This window comes from Kosakonia radicincitans DSM 16656 (genome assembly GCF_000280495.2).
GTDB classification, from domain to species: Bacteria; Pseudomonadota; Gammaproteobacteria; order Enterobacterales; family Enterobacteriaceae; genus Kosakonia; species Kosakonia radicincitans.
The window spans coordinates 2,520,695-2,537,380 of sequence record NZ_CP018016.1; the positions used below are offsets into that span (position 1 = coordinate 2,520,695).

Sequence of the window (16,686 nt, forward strand, 5' to 3'; positions counted from 1 at the left end):
TCTTAAGTTTTAAAAAACCTTTTTGAACGGCTTAACAATAACGTTCTGGTACACGCCAGCGGCAACATAGGGATCGGCATCCGCCCAGGCTTTTGCCACCTCAAGCGATTCAAACTCTGCAATCACCGTTGAACCGGTAAAACCTGCGGCACCAGGGTCGTTACTGTCCACCGCTGGCATCGGTCCAGCAGTCAGCAAACGGCCTTCGTCACGCAGCAGCTGCAGTCGCGCCAGATGGGCAGGGCGCACGGATAAACGTTTCTCAAGCGAGTCAGCAACATCTTCAGCAAAAATCACATAAAGCACGGGAAGAGCTCCTTACTTATCAGAAAGGCATACCGTATGTGAAAGGGAATGCGACTGCAATGTAAAGATGCACTGACATTAATATGCGTGTAAAAAGTGCGGTTTTTTACCCTATCAGAGAGAAAATAACCAGTGAATGCGATGGCTTGTTGAATATGATTGCTATTTGCATTTAAAATTGAGCCCTGGTTTTTTAACTGACACGATTATGACTTCAATGACCCTTGATTTACCTCGCCGCTTTCCCTGGCCGACGCTGTTGTCCGTCGGTATTCACGGAGCCGTCGTGGCGGGTCTGCTCTATACATCGGTACATCAGGTTGTTGAATTGCCCGCACCCGCACAGCCTATCTCTGTGACGATGGTAACGCCAGCTGAACTCGAACCGCCGCAGGTAGTGCAACCGCCACAACCTGTCGTCGAACCGGAACCAGAACCCGAACCGGAACCGGTAGTGGAGCCGCCGAAAGAAGCCCCGGTAGTGATTGAAAAGCCAAAACCGAAACCTAAGCCGAAGCCAAAACCGAAACCGGAGAAAAAGGTCGAGCAGCCGAAGCCGGAGGTGAAACCGGCACAGTCGCGTCCGGCATCACCGTTTAACAACAACGCGCCAGCGCGTCCGGTGGCTAATCCGACACCGTCGGCGTCCTCCACGCCAGCGCCGTCTGTGCCTGCTGGTCCCCGCGCGCTGAGTCGTAACCAGCCGCAATATCCGGCGCGTGCGCAGGCGCTGCGTATTGAAGGTCGTGTGCGGGTGAAATTTGACGTTACGGCCGATGGCCGCGTCGAGAATGTTGAAGTTCTGTCTGCACAGCCAGCAAACATGTTCGAACGTGAAGTGAAAGCGGCTATGCGGAAATGGCGCTACGAAGCCGGTAAGCCCGGTTCAGGACTGATAGTTAATGTGGTATTCCGCCTGAATGGCGGGGCGTCAATGGAATAAGAAAAAGCCTCCGTCAGGAGGCTTTTTTTATGACTGTTGCGGTAACGGGCGAGGTTTCCCTTCTTTATCAACCGCGACATAGATAAACAGCGCCTCGGTGGCTTTGTAACGCTGGCCAATGGGCTCAGAAGAGACTTTTTTTACCCACACTTCCATATTGATACTGACGGAAGTATTCCCGCGTTTCACGCAGCGCGCATAGCAGCACACCACGTCGCCGACGGCAACCGGCCGGAGGAAGGTCATGCCATCCACCCGCACGGTGACCACGCGTCCGTGCGCAATCTCTTTTGCCAGGATTGCGCCCCCCATATCCATTTGTGACATCAACCAGCCGCCGAAGATATCTCCGTTAGCATTGGTATCTGCTGGCATTGCTAATGTGCGTAAAACAAGTTCTCCCTGAGGAGTTTCCTGAATGGTGGTCATTATTATCTCTTCTGTGATGAGGGATTTCTGGCGCGATGCTACTACGAATACGGGGCGTTCGGGAAGAAAAAAGCCAGGCGCTGGCCTGGCTTCAGTTTTCAGGAATTATCATCCTGCTGCGGCATATGGCGGTAGATGTAAATACCGCTGAGCACGGTAAACACCAGCGTCAGAATCGTCAGGCCAAACACTTTGAAATTGACCCAAACATCAAACGGCAGCCAGAAAGCAATGTAGATATTCGCCAGCCCGCAAACGATAAAGAATAGTGCCCAGGCGATGTTCAGCCGTGACCAGACGGCTGCGGGCAGCGTCAGCTCTTTCCCGAGCATGCTCTGGATCAGGGTTTTCTTCATCACCCACTGGCTGAACAACAGCGCGACAGCAAACAAACCGTAAATCACCGTTACTTTCCACTTAATAAACTCAACGTCGTGGAATTTGATGGTTAATCCGCCAAACACGGCAACCAGCACAAACGTGATTAACGCTACTTTTTCCACTTTGCGGTAACGGATCCAGCAATAAATCAGCACGATGGCTGAGGCGATAATCAATACTTTGGTCGCGGCGAAAATATCGTAAAGTTTGTAAACTGCGAAAAAGAGCGCCAGCGGAAGAAAATCAAGAAACTGCTTCATTCTACGATTCCATAAACAGGGGCAACCCTGAGCGGGCTGCCGGAACAATCATTAGCGCATCAGCATATAGAGGCGGAACAGATAAATAAGCAGCGCCGCCGAGATCAAATTGCTGATTGTATTCGCGATAACTGCGCCTACTTCCGGGGTGAAAACCGCGAAATTGTGCGCGAACATTAACAGAACTGTTTTTGCCAGCAGCCAGCTTATGACCGCCGGAGCTACCAGACGCATATTGCGCCAGCTCAGACGCATACTGCTGCGCATGGCGGCGAAAATCCCCACTTTATCCTGTACCAGCATGACGGGGGCGAAGGAGAGCAGAATAGCCAGAATCACGCCCGGAACAATGATAAACATGATGCCGATCTGCACCATAAAGGTGGTCAACAGGATCAATAAAAACAGCTTTGGCAGCACCGGCGCGCTGGCACCAATCGCGCGCAGCGCACTGACGCGTTGACCGGCTGAAACCATCTGGATCAGCAGCAAAACGCCGCCTGCCAGAATCGCGTTGCCGATAAGCCCGGAGAAGGTCGATGCTGCCGAGGCGCGCAGCAGCACCTGCTGTTGCTCTGGCGTCATGTTTTGCACCAGTTCAAACAAGCCGACGCTGCCCGCCAGGTTATCCCCTTGCGTTAAAATGGAGAGTTGTTCGTCAGTGGGTGAAAACGCGTGCCCAATGACTGCGGTGATAAATGCGCACAGCAGCGCAATCAGCAAAATGGTAATCAACTGATTACGAAAAAAATTCCCCGTGTCACGGTAAACGGACTTCGCCGTGATAGACATGCACTCTCCTTGAGTATTGCGGTATCAAATTGTCGGCGATTGTACCCCGAATAGTGGCTCAGTGGCAGCATCATGGCTTGTATGGAAAAGCATATCTTTGTAAAGAGGCGCTAATCCGTAACGTGCGCGGGCGCGATCGCAGGCTTCATTCACTTCGCCATTCTCGCCAGACATCGCAAATTCCCGGCAAGGTGATGGTCTTCCTTCATAGATACTGCAACGGGCCGATTCGCCGGGGGTCCCCTCCAGCGCCACGCAGCGGCTCTGTTTCTGATTAGTGCCGCTCATACAGCGTAAAAAGGGGGTTAGTGGCTCTGTAAGTTGAGCCGGGACAGGGCCGCCAGCGTCATCCGCTTCAGCCCAGTAAAAAGAGACACGAAAATACGCACAACATGCTCCGCACGACATGCACGGATTGAGATCGCTCATAGCACACCTGCACTTCACAACGTATCAAGACGAATTGTCAGGCCACTAAATTATCTCTGCGCTTACTGGCGTACAAGATGGCTAAGGTGGAAAATTTTCATGCCTGAAAAAGTGAAAATTGATTTAAATACAAAAATTAAGGGGGTGGCATGAGGATGAAAATTAACTCAGATCAATGAATGTTAAATTATGGGATTAAGTGTGATCTGGGTTGGATCACTTTGTACTCAGTTATGGGTATATTCACGTCGCGATAAAAACCACAATTACGGAGTGGATATGAAAAAATTAGCTGTGGCAGCATTAGTCCTGAGTTCGCTTTCCGGCGGCGCGTATGCGCATGACGCGGGCGAATTCTTTATTCGTGCCGGTTCCGCGACTGTCCGTCCAACGGCAGGTTCGGATAATGTTCTGGGTAGTCTTGGTAGTTTTAATGTCAGCAATAACACCCAGTTGGGTGTGACGATGACATGGATGGCAACGGACAATGTGGGTATTGAACTGCTGGCTGCGACGCCGTTCCGCCACCGCGTAGGCACTGGCCCTACGGGCGATATCGCAACCGTGCATCATTTGCCGCCTTCGCTGATGGCGCAGTGGTACTTTGGTGATCCGAAAAGCAAATTCCGTCCGTATATTGGCGCGGGTATCAACTACACCACTTTCTTTGACGAAAAATTTAACGACACCGGTAAAGCAGCCGGGCTTTCCGATCTGAGCCTGAAAGATTCATGGGGCGCGGCAGGGCAAGTAGGGCTGGACTATCTGATCAATAGCAACTGGTTAATCAACATGTCGGTCTGGTATATGGATATTGATACGGATGTGCGTTTCAAGGCCAATGGCGCTCAGCAGAGTGTCAGCACTCGCCTGGATCCGTGGGTATTTATGTTCTCTGCGGGTTATCGTTTTTGAGTCCGGCTGGAAACTGGCCCAGCTTGCGGCCAGTTTCCCCGTTTATCTCTGCGTTCGTGGCTTTTACACCGCCAAATCCATTTAATCACTGCACGGTAATTAGTCGTCGGGATCACTCCACGTAGCGGCAGGTCATATACGCGCCAGCCACGCACAAGGTGAGAGGGACAAAAAAGCTGAAGTCCATGCCGGTAAATTCCATCAGCAGGACAATGGCGGTCAGCGGCATCTGCATGGATGACGCCAGAAACGCGGCACCGCCGGTGAGAGCAAATTCTCCCATACTGCCCCCAGGGAAGAAGGGGCCGACAAGTAGATACATCAGCGCGCCCAGCAGTGCGCCAATCGCCAGGCCGGGCGTCAGCAGGCCGCCCTCCGCGCCGCCGCGTAGCACCATCCAGATACTCACTACTTTCAGGCCAATCAGCATGGCGGCCAGCGGCAGAGTGACACCGCCGCCAAAACTGAGCTGCACCGGCCCGCGGCCGTTGCCCGGCAGTTGCGGAAACCAGATGGAGAACAAACCGAGGCAGGCAAAGGCGAGTAAACAGAATAGCGGCATCTGCCAGTTGCTTTTCACCTGGCCGCGCGCTTGTCGCGTCATGCGGCGAAACTGGCAAGCGGCATAACCGAACAGCGGGCCGGAGAGCGCCGCCCAAACGATTAATGACACTGGTGCAGGTGGCGCAATAAATTGGTACTGACGTTCGTTGCCCAGCACCAGAGAGGCGACAAACGCCGCCAGCGCGGAACTGACCGTTGCGGCAATCACCGCATCCCAGGCGATGGTCACCAGCAACACTTCCAGCGTGAAAATCGCACCGGCCAGCGGGACGTTATAAACCGCAGCCAGCCCGGCTCCTGCACCACAGGCGATCACCATCCGGGTTTCCTGTGCATTGAGGCCGCTACGCCGGGCAATGTTGCCGCCAAACAGCGCGCCCACTTCTCGCGGCGCGCTTTCACGTCCCAGCGGCGAGCCCATCGCCACCGTCACCACCTGTAAAAGGGCATGGCAGATTGTGGTACCCGCTGGCATCTGGCGACCCTTTTCGCCGAGCGCCGCCGTAACGCTTACCCGGGGCTTACCATATCTCGCCAGCAACCACCAGCCGCAGCCGGCAATTGCACCGGCACCGGTCAGTGCGGCAAAACGGCGCAGGTTACTGGCATCGGTAACGCCTTGCAGAAACGGCGCGCCGCCAATCAGTGATTGCTGACTGTAACCAAACACCAGATGCTGGATTTCATGCAGCAGTAGCGCAATTAGCATGCCTGACGCGCCGGAAAGCAGGCCAGTCAGCAGCAGCGCTATCCAGCGCCGCGGCCAGGGGGAAGGTGTGTCACTCATCGATTCACTCTCTGTATAACCAGCGTCACGGTCATTATTCCACAGAAAATATGAACCTTTTAACAATGGGTTACCATTAGCTGATAACAAAAACGGTTCTTTTCTGGCTGTCATCACGCAGCCAGGCAGTTTCAACGTCACTCAGAGGCGCAGGCGTAGTGGCAATACGCAGTTGCGCCGGTAGCGCCACGGCGAACATCTCTGCGGTAGCTTGCAGCAGCTGAGGTAACGATAAACTACCGATGCCGCTGCCCATCAACTGGATCGGCGCTGCGCGCAGCCAGGCGCCGGACAAACGGATATCCTGCCCGGAAAGCGCACCCACCTGAACAAAGCGGGTTGGCGATTTTGCCTTCGCGGCGGCGGTGAGGATCAGTTCTGCGCTACTACCCCACAAATAATCCACCACCACATCGACAGGAGTCGCGAAGGCGCCAGCGAATTGCTGGCGCAGCGCTTCGCTCTCATCCGTCAGATTGATCGCGTGATCTGCGCCAAGACTGTGCAAAACGGCGGCGTTACGCCCGGTGACGATAATTTTCCCCGCGCCGAGGTAGCGGGCAATCTGCACCGCAAGTTGTCCGGCGCTGCCTGTTGCGCCATTGATCAACACCGTTTCACCGCGACGGAGGCCCGCGCGGCTTACCAGTGCGGCCCAGGCTGACATGCCCGGATTTGCCATCGCCGCGGCACTGATGCTGTCCAGCCCATCCACCAGAGGGATGCAGTGCTGTTCCGCAACTGGCGCAAACTCTGCCATGCTGCCCCATGGCGCGCGCGGAAAAGCAAACCAGACACGCTGGCCATCTGGTCGTGTGCCGACGCCATCAATACCCGGCACAAAGGGTAGCGCACCATCAAAACTGTAATGCTGGCCTGATGCGCGGCTTTTCACCACATGACTTATCGCGGCGGCGTTAACGGTGATCAGACACTCGCCCTGTCGGGCTTCAGGCATGGCGAAGCTGGCATAACTTGGGGGCTGGTTGGTCTGGTGGACAATGGCTGCGTACATAGAATTCTCTCCGTCAGGGTTTATGTGTAAAATGCACATATTGAGATTGCCACTCTACACCATCAGGAATTTATATGCAAAATGCACATATTAATTATGACATCGATGACTTCCATCGCGCGTTACTCACTATTATTGGCGTGATGAATCATCCGTTACGTGATATGGCGCTGATGCGCGCGGCAGATATCACCCTTGATCAGGTATTGTTTCCGCTGCTGGTGACGGTTGAACGTTTTGGCCCCATTGGCGTGGTTGAACTGGCTAACCGTGTCGGACGGGATTACACCACGGTAAGCCGCCAGGTGAAAAAACTGGAGCAGGCCGGGCTGGTGGTGAAAAAAAGTCAGCCGCAGGACAAACGGGTGAGCGAACTCACCATCAGCGAAGAGGGCAAAGCGATGACAATGAAAATTGATGCAGCGCGGCAGCGGCTGATGAATGCGACATTCGACGGCTGGGAACCCGATGATGTTCAGTCGCTGTTCCGGCTGGTCCAGAAGTATGCGCAGACACTACTGAAGCAAGAAGAAGCCGCCTGAGCGAACAGGCGGCAACAGAATTAACGCGGCAGCGTAGCGGCTTTCAGACTCTGAACAAACTCTTTCAGCTCAGCCAGCATCGCTGTAGGGTTTTGCAGATTTTTTTCGATGATTTTGACAATCGCCGAGCCGGAAATCGCGCCCGCTGCGCCTGCGTTCACCGCAGCGGCAACCTGATCCGGCGCAGAGATACCAAAGCCCTGCAACGGCGGCGCAGCGTGGTATTCCTTCAGTTTTTCCACCAGGTGATGCAACGGCAGCGCCGCACGGTTTTCCGCACCGGTTACGCCAGCCCGCGACAGCAGATAGGTATAACCGCGGCCATAAGAGGCAATCTGGCGCAGTAGTTCATCATCGGCATTCGGCGGGCAGATAAAGATTGGCGCAACATTGTGGCGCATCGCCGCCTGACGGAAGGGGGCAGACTCTTCAATGGGCACATCGGCCACCAGCACGGAATCGACACCGACTTTTTCGCATTTGGCATAAAACTCATCAATGCCGCCGCTGAACACCAGGTTGGCGTACATCAGCAGGCCAATTGGAATGGTCGGATGCTTCTGACGGATAGTTGCCAGTATTTCAAAGCACTGAGTCGGCGTAACGCCTGCGGCGAAAGCGCGCAGCGTCGCGCTCTGGATCGTCGGGCCGTCGGCCAGCGGATCGGAGAAGGGGATCCCCAGTTCCAGCGCGTCCGCGCCAGCTTCGATCAGCGTATCGATAATTTTCAGCGACTGTTCCGGCGACGGATCGCCCAGCGTAACGAAGGGAACGAAAGCGCCTTCTTTCCGGTCGGCGAGCCGTTTAAACAGGTTGTCGTAGCGTTCCATCAGATTTCCCCTCGCGCTTTCAGGATGTCATGTACGGTGAAGATGTCTTTATCGCCGCGGCCGGAGAGGTTAACCACCAGCAGCTGCTCTTTATCCGGGTTTTCGCGCATCATTTTCAGCGCATGGGCGAGGGCGTGCGAAGATTCCAGCGCCGGAATAATCCCTTCATGGCGGCTCAGCACCTGGAAAGCGTCCAGCGCTTCGTCGTCAGTAATCGACACATAATCAGCGCGACCAATGCTGTTGAGATACGCATGTTGCGGCCCGACAGACGGGAAATCCAGCCCGGCGGAGATGGAGTAAGACTCTTCAATCTGGCCTTCATCGGTCTGCATCATCGGCGATTTCATGCCGAAATAGATACCCACGCGGCCGTGCTTCAGCGGCGCGCCATGTTCGCCGGTTTCAATACCGTGACCGGCCGGTTCAACGCCAATCAGACCAACGCTGGTTTCATCGATAAAATCGGCAAACATGCCAATAGCATTTGAGCCGCCGCCGACGCAGGCAATCACGGCATCCGGCAGGCGTCCCTCTTTTTCGAGGATCTGCGCTTTGGTCTCTTCGCCGATCATGCGCTGGAATTCACGCACAATGGTCGGGAACGGGTGTGGGCCAGCGGCAGTACCGAGCATATAGTGCGCGGTTTCGTAGCTGCCGGACCAGTCGCGCAGCGCTTCATTACAGGCGTCTTTCAGCGTGGCGGAGCCGCTGTGTACCGGGATCACTTCTGCACCCATCAGACGCATACGGAAGACGTTCGGCGACTGGCGCTCAACATCTTTTGCGCCCATATAGATGCGGCACTTCAGACCGAGCAGAGCACTGGCAAGCGCCGATGCAACACCATGTTGCCCCGCGCCAGTTTCTGCAATGATTTCGGTTTTGCCCATCCGTTTTGCCAGCAGCGCCTGACCGAGAACCTGGTTGGTTTTGTGCGCGCCGCCGTGCAGCAGATCTTCACGTTTCAGGTACAGCGTGGTGCGGGTACCGGCAGTCAGGTTCTGGCATTTCGTCAGCGCAGTCGGACGTCCGGCGTAGTTTTTCAGCAGATCGTTAAACTGGCGCTGAAAATCCGCATCGCTCTGGGCGCTGACAAACGCTTCTTCCAGTTGGCGCAGCGCGGGCATCAGGATCTGTGGAACAAACATGCCGCCAAACTCGCCAAACCATGGGTTCAATAGTGTTGTCATTCTCTTCTTTCCTTAATAAGCACGCAGTGTACGGAAAACCGAAGCCAGTTTGCTGGCATCTTTAACACCCGGTTCCGACTCCACGCCTGAATTAAAATCGAGTCCGGCACAGCCGGTTTTCGCCGCCTGCACACAATTATCTGCGCTCAGGCCGCCAGCCAGCAGCACATTATCGAGCGGTTCGCCGGCCAGCAGTGACCAGTCGAAGCTTTGGCCGCTGCCGCCCTGGCCGTTGTCGAAGAGATATTTATCGACCTGCTGTAAGTTACGTGGCGGCAGGGTGTCGCTGACGCTTAGCGCTTTCCAGATTTGCGTCTGTGCAGGCAATACCGCGCGCAGAGCGTCAATATAGGCCTGATCTTCGCTGCCGTGTAACTGCACCGCAGAAAGTGCCAGCGCTTTTGCTTTCGCCACCACATCGTCAACCGGGGCGTTACGGAACACGCCGACATATTGCAGCGGCGCGCCCTGCATTACTGCCTGCGCCTGTTCATCGGAGACGGCGCGCGGCGAGGAGGCGACAAAAATCAATCCACCGTAAATCGCGCCCGCTTCATGGGCGGCGCGGGCATCTTCGGCGCGAGTCAATCCGCAAACTTTGTTCTCGCCGAGCAGCACGCGTTTCACGGCGGCATCGAGATCGTCATGCGACATCAGCGCCGAACCAATCAGGAAACCATTGGCAAAGTGGCTTAGTTCGCGAACCTGGGCGTAAGTATTAATGCCGGACTCGCTGATCACCGTGACGCCTTTACCCAGAAGCGGTGCAAGCTGGCGAGTACGGTTGAGATCAATCGACAGATCGCGCAGATCGCGGTTATTAATGCCAACCACTTTCGCTTCCAGCGCAATGGCACGTTGCAATTCTTCCTTGTTACTCACTTCAGTCAGCACGCCCATCTTCAGGCTGTGGGCCACGGCAGCAAGCTGGCGATACTGTTCGTCATTCAGCACTGACAGCATCAGCAGGCAGGCATCGGCCTGATAGTGACGCGCCAGATAGATCTGATATGGGTCGATAATAAAATCTTTGCACAGGATCGGCTGTGGCGCGATGGCGCTAACAATGGGCAGAAAATCGAAACTGCCCTGGAAATATTTCTCATCGGTCAGTACGGAAATCGCCGAAGCGTGATGTTTATAAACGCCGGCGATGCGCGCCGGATCGAAATCGTCACGGATAACGCCTTTGGACGGCGACGCTTTTTTGCATTCCAGAATAAAGGCGGTCCGTGTTCCTTGCAGGGCATCGTAGAAGCTGCGTGTACTCGGCACGACGTCGTTCTGGAAGCTGGCCAGCGGTTGTTGCTCCTTGCGCGCCGCAACCCATATGGCTTTATCGGCGACGATTTTCGCTAAAACGGTCTGCATCTTTTATCCTCTTGCCGCAAGTGCGGTGACTTTGTCGTAGGCTGCTCCGCTGTGCAGCACATCCAGTACTTTCTGCGCGTTGGCCCGCAAATCTTCGTTGCCGTGCAGACGCATCAGCACCGCGACGTTGGCGGCCACAGCGGCTTCATGAGCAGTTTCGCCTTTACCTTGTAATAAGCGCGTCAGAATGTCACGGTTTTCTTCCGGCGTGCCGCCCGCAAGCTGTTCCTGATGATAAGGCGTCAGGCCGAAGTCTTCGGCAGTCAACTGGTAACTTTTAATTTCACCGTTATTGAGCTCCGCAACCAGCGTCGGCGCATGTAATGACACTTCATCCATCCCGCCGCTATGCACGACGGCAGCGCGCTGATAACCGAGAACACGCAAGGTTTCCGCAATCGGCAGCACCAACTCCGGGCTGTAAACGCCAATTAATGCCAGCGGCGGATGCGCCGGGTTGATGAGCGGCCCCAGCACGTTAAACAGGGTGCGGGTTTTCAACTGCTGACGTACCGGCATTGCGTGGCGGAAACCGGTGTGGTATTTCGGCGCAAACAGGAAGCAGACGCCAAGTTCATCCAGCGCGTTGCGCGATTTGTCGGCATTCATATCCAGATTAATACCAAATGCGGCCAGCAGATCGGATGAACCTGAACGGCTGGAAACGCTGCGGTTGCCGTGTTTAGCGACCTTCAGCCCGCACGCGGCAGCGACAAACGCGCTGGCGGTGGAAATATTGATGCTGTTGCTGCCATCGCCGCCGGTACCGACGATATCCGCGAACGGATAATCCGGGCGCGGGAAGGGCGCGGCATTTTCCAGCAGCGCCGTAGCGGCACCGGCAATTTCGTTCGGGTGCTCACCGCGGATCTTCATGCTGACCAGCGCTGCGGCCAGTTGTTCAGGTTTCAGCTCGCCGCGCACCACCGCCGAGAAGAGCTGGTGGCTCTCTTGCTGGCTGAGGGTTTGCGCCTGGTAAAGTTTCTCCAGAATCGGTTGCAGTGTGTTGCTCTGCTCCAGTTTCTGCAACGCCCAGGCCAGCGTCTGCTCCAGCAGGCGTGCGCCCTGCGTGGTGAGGATCGATTCCGGATGGAACTGGAAGCCGCAGACGCGATCCGCATCGTGACGTACCGCCATCACCATGCCGTTGAAATGCGCATTGATGGTCAACCCTGCGGGAATATTGCTGCCAACCAACGAATGGTAACGCGCCACCGGCAATGGATTGCTTAAACCGGCAAACATCGCCTGGCCATCATGTTCAATACTGGAGGCTTTGCCGTGCAGGATTTCACCGGCCTGGCCGACATAGCCACCGTAGGCCTCGACAATCGCCTGGTGCCCAAGGCAGATACCAATAATCGGTAACTTGCCGCGCAGACGCGTCAACATTTCCGGCATACAGCCTGCTTCAGACGGCGCGCCCGGGCCTGGTGACAGCATCAGCACCGGGTTTTGCATCGTTGCCAGACGGTCAATTAAAGTTTGTGCGGGTACATGGTTGCGATAAATCACCACATTATGTCCGCTTGCACGCAGCTGATCCGCCAGGTTGTAAGTAAAAGAGTCGATATTATCGAGCAGCAGAATGTCAGCCATCAGAACGTCTCCTGTGCGTGGTGTGCAGTGGCAATAGCGCGCAGAACCGCGCGAGCTTTATTACGGGTTTCATCGGCTTCAGACTGCGGTACAGAATCCAGTACCACGCCGGCGCCGGCCTGAACGGTGGCAATACCGTCCTCAACCCACGCGGAACGAATGACAATGCAGGTATCCAGATCGCCGTGAGCAGTGAAGTAACCGACAGCGCCGCCATAGCTGCCGCGTCGTGCGCCTTCGGCCCGGGCAATCAGTTGCATAGCGCGGACTTTCGGTGCGCCGCTAAGCGTTCCCATGTTCATGCAGGCGCGATAAGCGTGCAGCACATCCAGATCCTGACGCAGTTCGCCCACCACGCGGGAAACCAGGTGCATAACGTATGAATAACGATCCACTTTTGTCAGGTCGGCAACATAACGGCTGCCAGGCGTACAGATGCGAGCCAGATCGTTACGCGCCAGATCGACCAGCATCAGGTGCTCAGAAAGTTCTTTATGGTCGGTACGCATATCGAGTTCGATACGGCTGTCGAGATCGCGATCCAGAGAACCATCCGGGCGACGACCGCGCGGGCGCGTTCCGGCGATGGGGTAGATCTCAATCTGGCGGTTGCTGGCGTCATATTTCAGTGAGCTTTCCGGCGAGGCGCCGAACAGGGCAAAATCATCGTCCTGCATGAAAAACATATACGGGCTGGGGTTGCTCTTTTTCAGCACTTCATAAGCGGCCAGCGGCGAGGGGCAAGGCAGCGTAAAACGGCGCGACGGGACAACCTGGAAAATTTCGCCGCTGCGAATCGCTTTCTGCATCTCCCGTACAACGGCACCGTACTCTTCGTCGCTCTGATTGGTCTCGCAACGCATATGCGTCACGGTCTGCACCGGCAGCGGCTCTGCGGGCAGATCCAGTTGTTGGCGCAGGACGTTAACACGCTCAAGCAGGCGTGCTTTTTCGCTGGCGTCCTGGCTGAACAGGCTCGCCTGGATACGCGTTTGCTTTTTCTGGTGGTCGATCACCAGTAATGTTTCCGCGAGATAGAAGCAGTAGTCCGGGCAGCGACGATCGTGGGCAAGCTGCGGTAAATCTTCAAAACCGGCGACCAGGTCATAGGCAAACAAGCCGCCAAAAAACATCGCTTCGCGTTCGTCTGCCGGGACGTCCACCAGCGTTTGCAGCAGGCGGAAAGCGTCAAATACCGAGAGCGAGCACAGGCGGGCATCTTCATCCAGTAGCGTGCTGACCGACGGGAAACGCAATTCGCGGCCATCCGTCAGCACGGTGTTTTCAACCCCGGCGGTCAGCGCCGCATCGAGCAGATTTAGCAGGGAAGCGCCGTTGGCGGTGAGCGCCTTAATAGTGACAGTGTCACCCAGCGCGGTAATGCGCAGCGCGCTATCGACCAGCAGCAGGCTTTTTAAATCATTCTTGCTGTCGATATCGGCGGATTCCAGCAGCAACGTGGCCGGGCGATCGCCGCATAATTGGTGGAACAGCGCCGTCGGATTGTCGCGGTATGCGGCGTTGCTGGTCAGAAGTTCGAGTGCTGGTTTTTGCGTTTGCATAGTCGCTCTCATAAATTTGTTCAAAAAAAAGCCCGCTGAGTGAGCGGGCCGGGTATCGGTATGCTGAATGCGCACGTGATCTCACAGCCCTGTTCAGGGAGTGCGCCACCAGCGAGTAACAGAGAAATGTGCATTCATTGTTGCGATACCTTGTCGTGTGAACTTGCGTACTAGTTAACTGGTTCACGGAAAGAAAGTCAACCCTCGATTTCAGAAAAAGTTGGCTAACCGTTATGATAGGGCGCAAACAGATGTCCTGATAAATCTACGGAGCCGCTTTGAGCGACACGAACTACGCCATAATTTATGACCTGCATAGCCACACCAGCGCCTCTGACGGCTTGCTTTCTCCGGAACAACTGGTACATCGCGCGGTAGAAATGCGCGTGGGCACGCTGGCCATTACCGATCACGATACCACAGCCGCGATCCCTGCGGCACGGGCTGAAATTGTCCGTGCCGGGCTGGCGCTGGAATTAATTAGTGGCGTGGAAATCTCCACCGTCTGGGAAAATCATGAAATCCATATCGTGGGTCTGAACATTGATATCGAAAACCCGGCGATGTGCGAATTTTTGCAGCAGCAGTCCGCGCGTCGTATTCAGCGCGCGCAACTGATTGCCGGGCGTCTGGAAAAAGCGCATATTCCCGGCGCGTGGGAAGGCGCACAGCGACTGGCGCAGGGCGCGAGCGTGACGCGTGGTCACTTTGCACGCTTTCTGGTGGAGCAGGGTAAGGCCAGTAACATCGCCGATGTTTTTAAAAAATATCTTGCGCGCGGGAAAACGGGATATGTTCCGCCGCAGTGGTGTACAATAGAACAAGCTATTGAAGTGATTCATCATTCTGGCGGAACGGCGGTGCTGGCCCATCCTGGTCGTTATAACCTTTCCGCTAAATGGCTGAAAAGACTGCTGGCGCATTTTGCTGACCGCGGCGGGGAGGCGATGGAAGTTGCCCAATGCCAGCAGGCTCCCAATGAACGAGCGCAGCTCGCCGGGTATGCCCGCCAGTATGGTTTGCTGGCGTCGCAAGGATCGGATTTCCATCAGCCCTGCCCGTGGATTGAACTGGGGCGAAAACTCTGGCTACCGGCCGGTGTTGAAGGCGTCTGGCTGAAATGGGAGCAGCCGCAGTAAAACGTAAGAGAGGGAAGTATGAGTCAGTTTTTTTATATTCATCCGGAAAACCCACAACCGCGATTGATTAATCAGGCGGTGGAGATCGTGCGTAAGGGCGGTGTGATTGTTTATCCCACCGATTCCGGGTATGCGCTGGGGTGCAAAATCGAGGATAAAGGCGCGATGGAGCGGATTTGCCGCATCCGTCATCTGCCGGATGGCCACAACTTCACGCTGATGTGTCGCGATCTGTCCGAGCTGTCGACCTATTCGTTCGTTGATAACGTGGCGTTTCGTCTGATTAAAAACAATACACCCGGTAATTACACTTTTATCCTGAAAGGGACAAAAGAGGTGCCGCGTCGTTTATTGCAGGAAAAACGCAAAACCATTGGGCTGCGTGTGCCGTCGAATCCAATTGCGCTGGCCCTGCTGGAAGCGCTCAATGAGCCGATGCTCTCGACGTCATTAATGCTGCCGGGTAGCGATTTTACCGAATCCGATCCGGATGAAATCAAAGACCGACTGGAGAAGGTCGTCGATTTGATCATTCACGGCGGCTATCTCGGGCAGCAACCAACGACCGTAATAGACTTAACCGATGACTCGCCGGTCGTGCTTCGCGAAGGCGTCGGTGACGTTAAACCTTTCTTATAGCGGCGCAAGCCGCTATACTACGCGGCCATTTCAGCAGCGGCTTCGCCGGACTGATAACCCTATTCGACGCCTGTGAAGGCGACACCTAAGGATGCTCTATGAGCGAAAAACTACAGAAAGTGCTGGCGCGAGCTGGCCACGGCTCCCGCCGTGAGATCGAATCTATTATTGAAGCTGGCCGCGTCAGCGTGGACGGTAAAATCGCTACCCTGGGCGACCGCGTTGAGGTGACGCCGGGGCTGAAAATTCGCATCGATGGTCATCTCATTTCGGTGAAAGAGTCCGTTGAGCAGATTTGTCGTGTGCTGGCGTACTACAAACCAGAAGGCGAGCTCTGTACCCGCAACGATCCTGAAGGCCGCCCGACGGTGTTCGATCGTCTGCCAAAACTGCGCGGTGCGCGCTGGATTGCTGTTGGTCGTCTCGACGTCAATACCTGCGGTCTGTTGCTGTTCACCACCGACGGTGAGCTGGCGAACCGCCTGATGCATCCGAGCCGTGAAGTTGAGCGTGAATACGCCGTGCGCGTATTTGGTGAAGTGGATGATGCGAAGCTGCGCGATCTCGCGCGCGGTGTGCAACTGGAAGACGGTCCGGCGGCATTTAAAACCATCAAATTCAGCGGTGGTGAAGGGATTAACCAGTGGTACAACGTGACTCTGACCGAAGGGCGTAACCGCGAAGTGCGTCGCCTGTGGGAAGCGGTGGGTGTCCAGGTTAGCCGCCTGATCCGCGTACGTTACGGCGATATCCCGCTGCCGAAAGGCCTGCCTCGCGGCGGCTGGACCGAGCTGGATCTGGCGCAGACCAACTATCTGCGCGAGCTGGTTGGTCTGGACGTTGAAACGCAATCAAAAGTGGCGGTGGAGAAAGATCGTCGCCGCATGAAAGCAAACCAGATCCGTCGTGCCGTGAAGCGCCACAGCCAGCCTGGCGGCACTCGCCGTCCTGGCAGCACGCGTAACAAAAACGATTAACAGAAAAGGGGCG

General features: G+C 55.6%; 18 protein-coding genes and 1 other annotated feature. Of the genes, 6 read left to right on the forward strand and 12 right to left on the reverse strand.

What is annotated here, in order from left to right:
* Positions 1-9: 9 nt before the first annotated feature.
* The gene (locus Y71_RS12250) at positions 10-306 is read right to left on the reverse strand and encodes a YciI family protein (protein WP_007371907.1); all 297 of its coding nucleotides are present in this window, start codon (positions 304-306) and stop codon (positions 10-12) included.
* Between the two features lie 217 nt (positions 307-523).
* On the opposite strand from Y71_RS12250, the gene tonB reads away from it, so the two are divergent.
* Positions 524-1,249 (forward strand): TonB system transport protein TonB, encoded by a 726-nt coding sequence (tonB, locus tag Y71_RS12255; protein WP_035885515.1) that lies wholly within the window; start codon positions 524-526, stop codon positions 1,247-1,249.
* Between the two features lie 27 nt (positions 1,250-1,276).
* Here the strand turns inward: tonB and yciA are convergent, their stop codons facing one another.
* The 4 genes from yciA to Y71_RS12275 all read right to left on the reverse strand — a co-directional run bounded on the left by yciA (position 1,277) and on the right by Y71_RS12275 (position 3,540).
* Positions 1,277-1,678 carry an acyl-CoA thioester hydrolase YciA gene (gene yciA, locus Y71_RS12260; RefSeq protein WP_007371909.1) on the reverse strand — a complete coding sequence of 134 codons (402 nt, stop codon included), beginning with the start codon at positions 1,676-1,678 and terminating at the stop codon, positions 1,277-1,279.
* A 98-nt stretch (positions 1,679-1,776) separates the two neighbouring features.
* A complete protein-coding gene (locus tag Y71_RS12265; protein WP_007371910.1) occupies positions 1,777-2,319 on the reverse strand; it encodes a septation protein A in 543 nt (180 codons plus the stop codon).
* A 51-nt stretch (positions 2,320-2,370) separates the two neighbouring features.
* Entirely contained in the window at positions 2,371-3,111 is a 741-nt protein-coding gene (locus Y71_RS12270) for a YciC family protein (protein WP_035885517.1), read from the reverse strand.
* A gap of 24 nt (positions 3,112-3,135) precedes the next feature.
* Positions 3,136-3,540 carry a YkgJ family cysteine cluster protein gene (locus Y71_RS12275; protein ID WP_071532002.1) on the reverse strand — a complete coding sequence of 135 codons (405 nt, stop codon included), beginning with the start codon at positions 3,538-3,540 and terminating at the stop codon, positions 3,136-3,138.
* 279 nt (positions 3,541-3,819) lie between these two features.
* Between Y71_RS12275 and ompW the strand changes: the two genes are divergently transcribed.
* Positions 3,820-4,455 carry an outer membrane protein OmpW gene (gene ompW / locus Y71_RS12280; protein WP_007371913.1) on the forward strand — a complete coding sequence of 212 codons (636 nt, stop codon included), beginning with the start codon at positions 3,820-3,822 and terminating at the stop codon, positions 4,453-4,455.
* Positions 4,456-4,567: 112 nt separating this feature from the next.
* Here the strand turns inward: ompW and Y71_RS12285 are convergent, their stop codons facing one another.
* Together Y71_RS12285 and Y71_RS12290 are read right to left on the reverse strand one after the other, a co-directional pair.
* Positions 4,568-5,872, reverse strand: a complete 1,305-nt coding sequence (locus tag Y71_RS12285; RefSeq protein ID WP_007371915.1) for a chloride channel protein — start codon at positions 5,870-5,872, stop codon at positions 4,568-4,570.
* 10 nt (positions 5,873-5,882) lie between these two features.
* Entirely contained in the window at positions 5,883-6,821 is a 939-nt protein-coding gene (locus Y71_RS12290; RefSeq protein WP_007371916.1) for a quinone oxidoreductase family protein, read from the reverse strand.
* A 74-nt stretch (positions 6,822-6,895) separates the two neighbouring features.
* On the opposite strand from Y71_RS12290, the gene Y71_RS12295 reads away from it, so the two are divergent.
* The gene (locus Y71_RS12295; RefSeq protein ID WP_035885521.1) at positions 6,896-7,363 is read left to right on the forward strand and encodes a MarR family winged helix-turn-helix transcriptional regulator; all 468 of its coding nucleotides are present in this window, start codon (positions 6,896-6,898) and stop codon (positions 7,361-7,363) included.
* 20 nt (positions 7,364-7,383) lie between these two features.
* Here the strand turns inward: Y71_RS12295 and trpA are convergent, their stop codons facing one another.
* The 5 genes from trpA to Y71_RS12320 are packed head-to-tail and all read right to left on the reverse strand — an operon-like array spanning position 7,384 to position 13,918.
* Positions 7,384-8,193, reverse strand: coding sequence for a tryptophan synthase subunit alpha (trpA, locus tag Y71_RS12300; RefSeq protein WP_007371919.1), 810 nt, complete (start codon positions 8,191-8,193; stop codon positions 7,384-7,386).
* Positions 8,193-9,386 (reverse strand): tryptophan synthase subunit beta, encoded by a 1,194-nt coding sequence (trpB, locus tag Y71_RS12305; protein ID WP_007371920.1) that lies wholly within the window; start codon positions 9,384-9,386, stop codon positions 8,193-8,195. The genes trpA and trpB overlap by 1 nt, the downstream gene beginning before the upstream one ends.
* A 12-nt stretch (positions 9,387-9,398) precedes the next feature.
* The gene (gene trpCF, locus Y71_RS12310) at positions 9,399-10,757 is read right to left on the reverse strand and encodes a bifunctional indole-3-glycerol-phosphate synthase TrpC/phosphoribosylanthranilate isomerase TrpF (RefSeq protein ID WP_007371921.1); all 1,359 of its coding nucleotides are present in this window, start codon (positions 10,755-10,757) and stop codon (positions 9,399-9,401) included.
* 3 nt (positions 10,758-10,760) lie between these two features.
* Positions 10,761-12,356, reverse strand: coding sequence for a bifunctional anthranilate synthase glutamate amidotransferase component TrpG/anthranilate phosphoribosyltransferase TrpD (gene trpD / locus Y71_RS12315; protein ID WP_007371922.1), 1,596 nt, complete (start codon positions 12,354-12,356; stop codon positions 10,761-10,763).
* Positions 12,356-13,918, reverse strand: coding sequence for an anthranilate synthase component 1 (locus Y71_RS12320; RefSeq protein ID WP_007371923.1), 1,563 nt, complete (start codon positions 13,916-13,918; stop codon positions 12,356-12,358). Before Y71_RS12320 ends, trpD begins: the two co-directional genes overlap by 1 nt.
* Before the next feature lie 22 nt (positions 13,919-13,940).
* Positions 13,941-14,035: a sequence feature (Trp leader region), on the reverse strand.
* A gap of 161 nt (positions 14,036-14,196) precedes the next feature.
* Between Y71_RS12320 and rnm the strand changes: the two genes are divergently transcribed.
* From rnm to rluB, 3 genes are all read left to right on the forward strand, one after another.
* Positions 14,197-15,057: an RNase RNM gene (gene rnm, locus Y71_RS12325; RefSeq protein ID WP_007371924.1), complete on the forward strand. Its 861-nt coding sequence runs from the start codon at positions 14,197-14,199 to the stop codon at positions 15,055-15,057.
* A gap of 18 nt (positions 15,058-15,075) precedes the next feature.
* Complete coding sequence (locus Y71_RS12330) at positions 15,076-15,696, forward strand: L-threonylcarbamoyladenylate synthase (protein ID WP_007371925.1); 621 nt, start codon at positions 15,076-15,078, stop codon at positions 15,694-15,696.
* 98 nt (positions 15,697-15,794) lie between these two features.
* Complete coding sequence (gene rluB, locus Y71_RS12335; protein ID WP_007371926.1) at positions 15,795-16,673, forward strand: 23S rRNA pseudouridine(2605) synthase RluB; 879 nt, start codon at positions 15,795-15,797, stop codon at positions 16,671-16,673.
* Positions 16,674-16,686 lie beyond the last annotated feature (13 nt).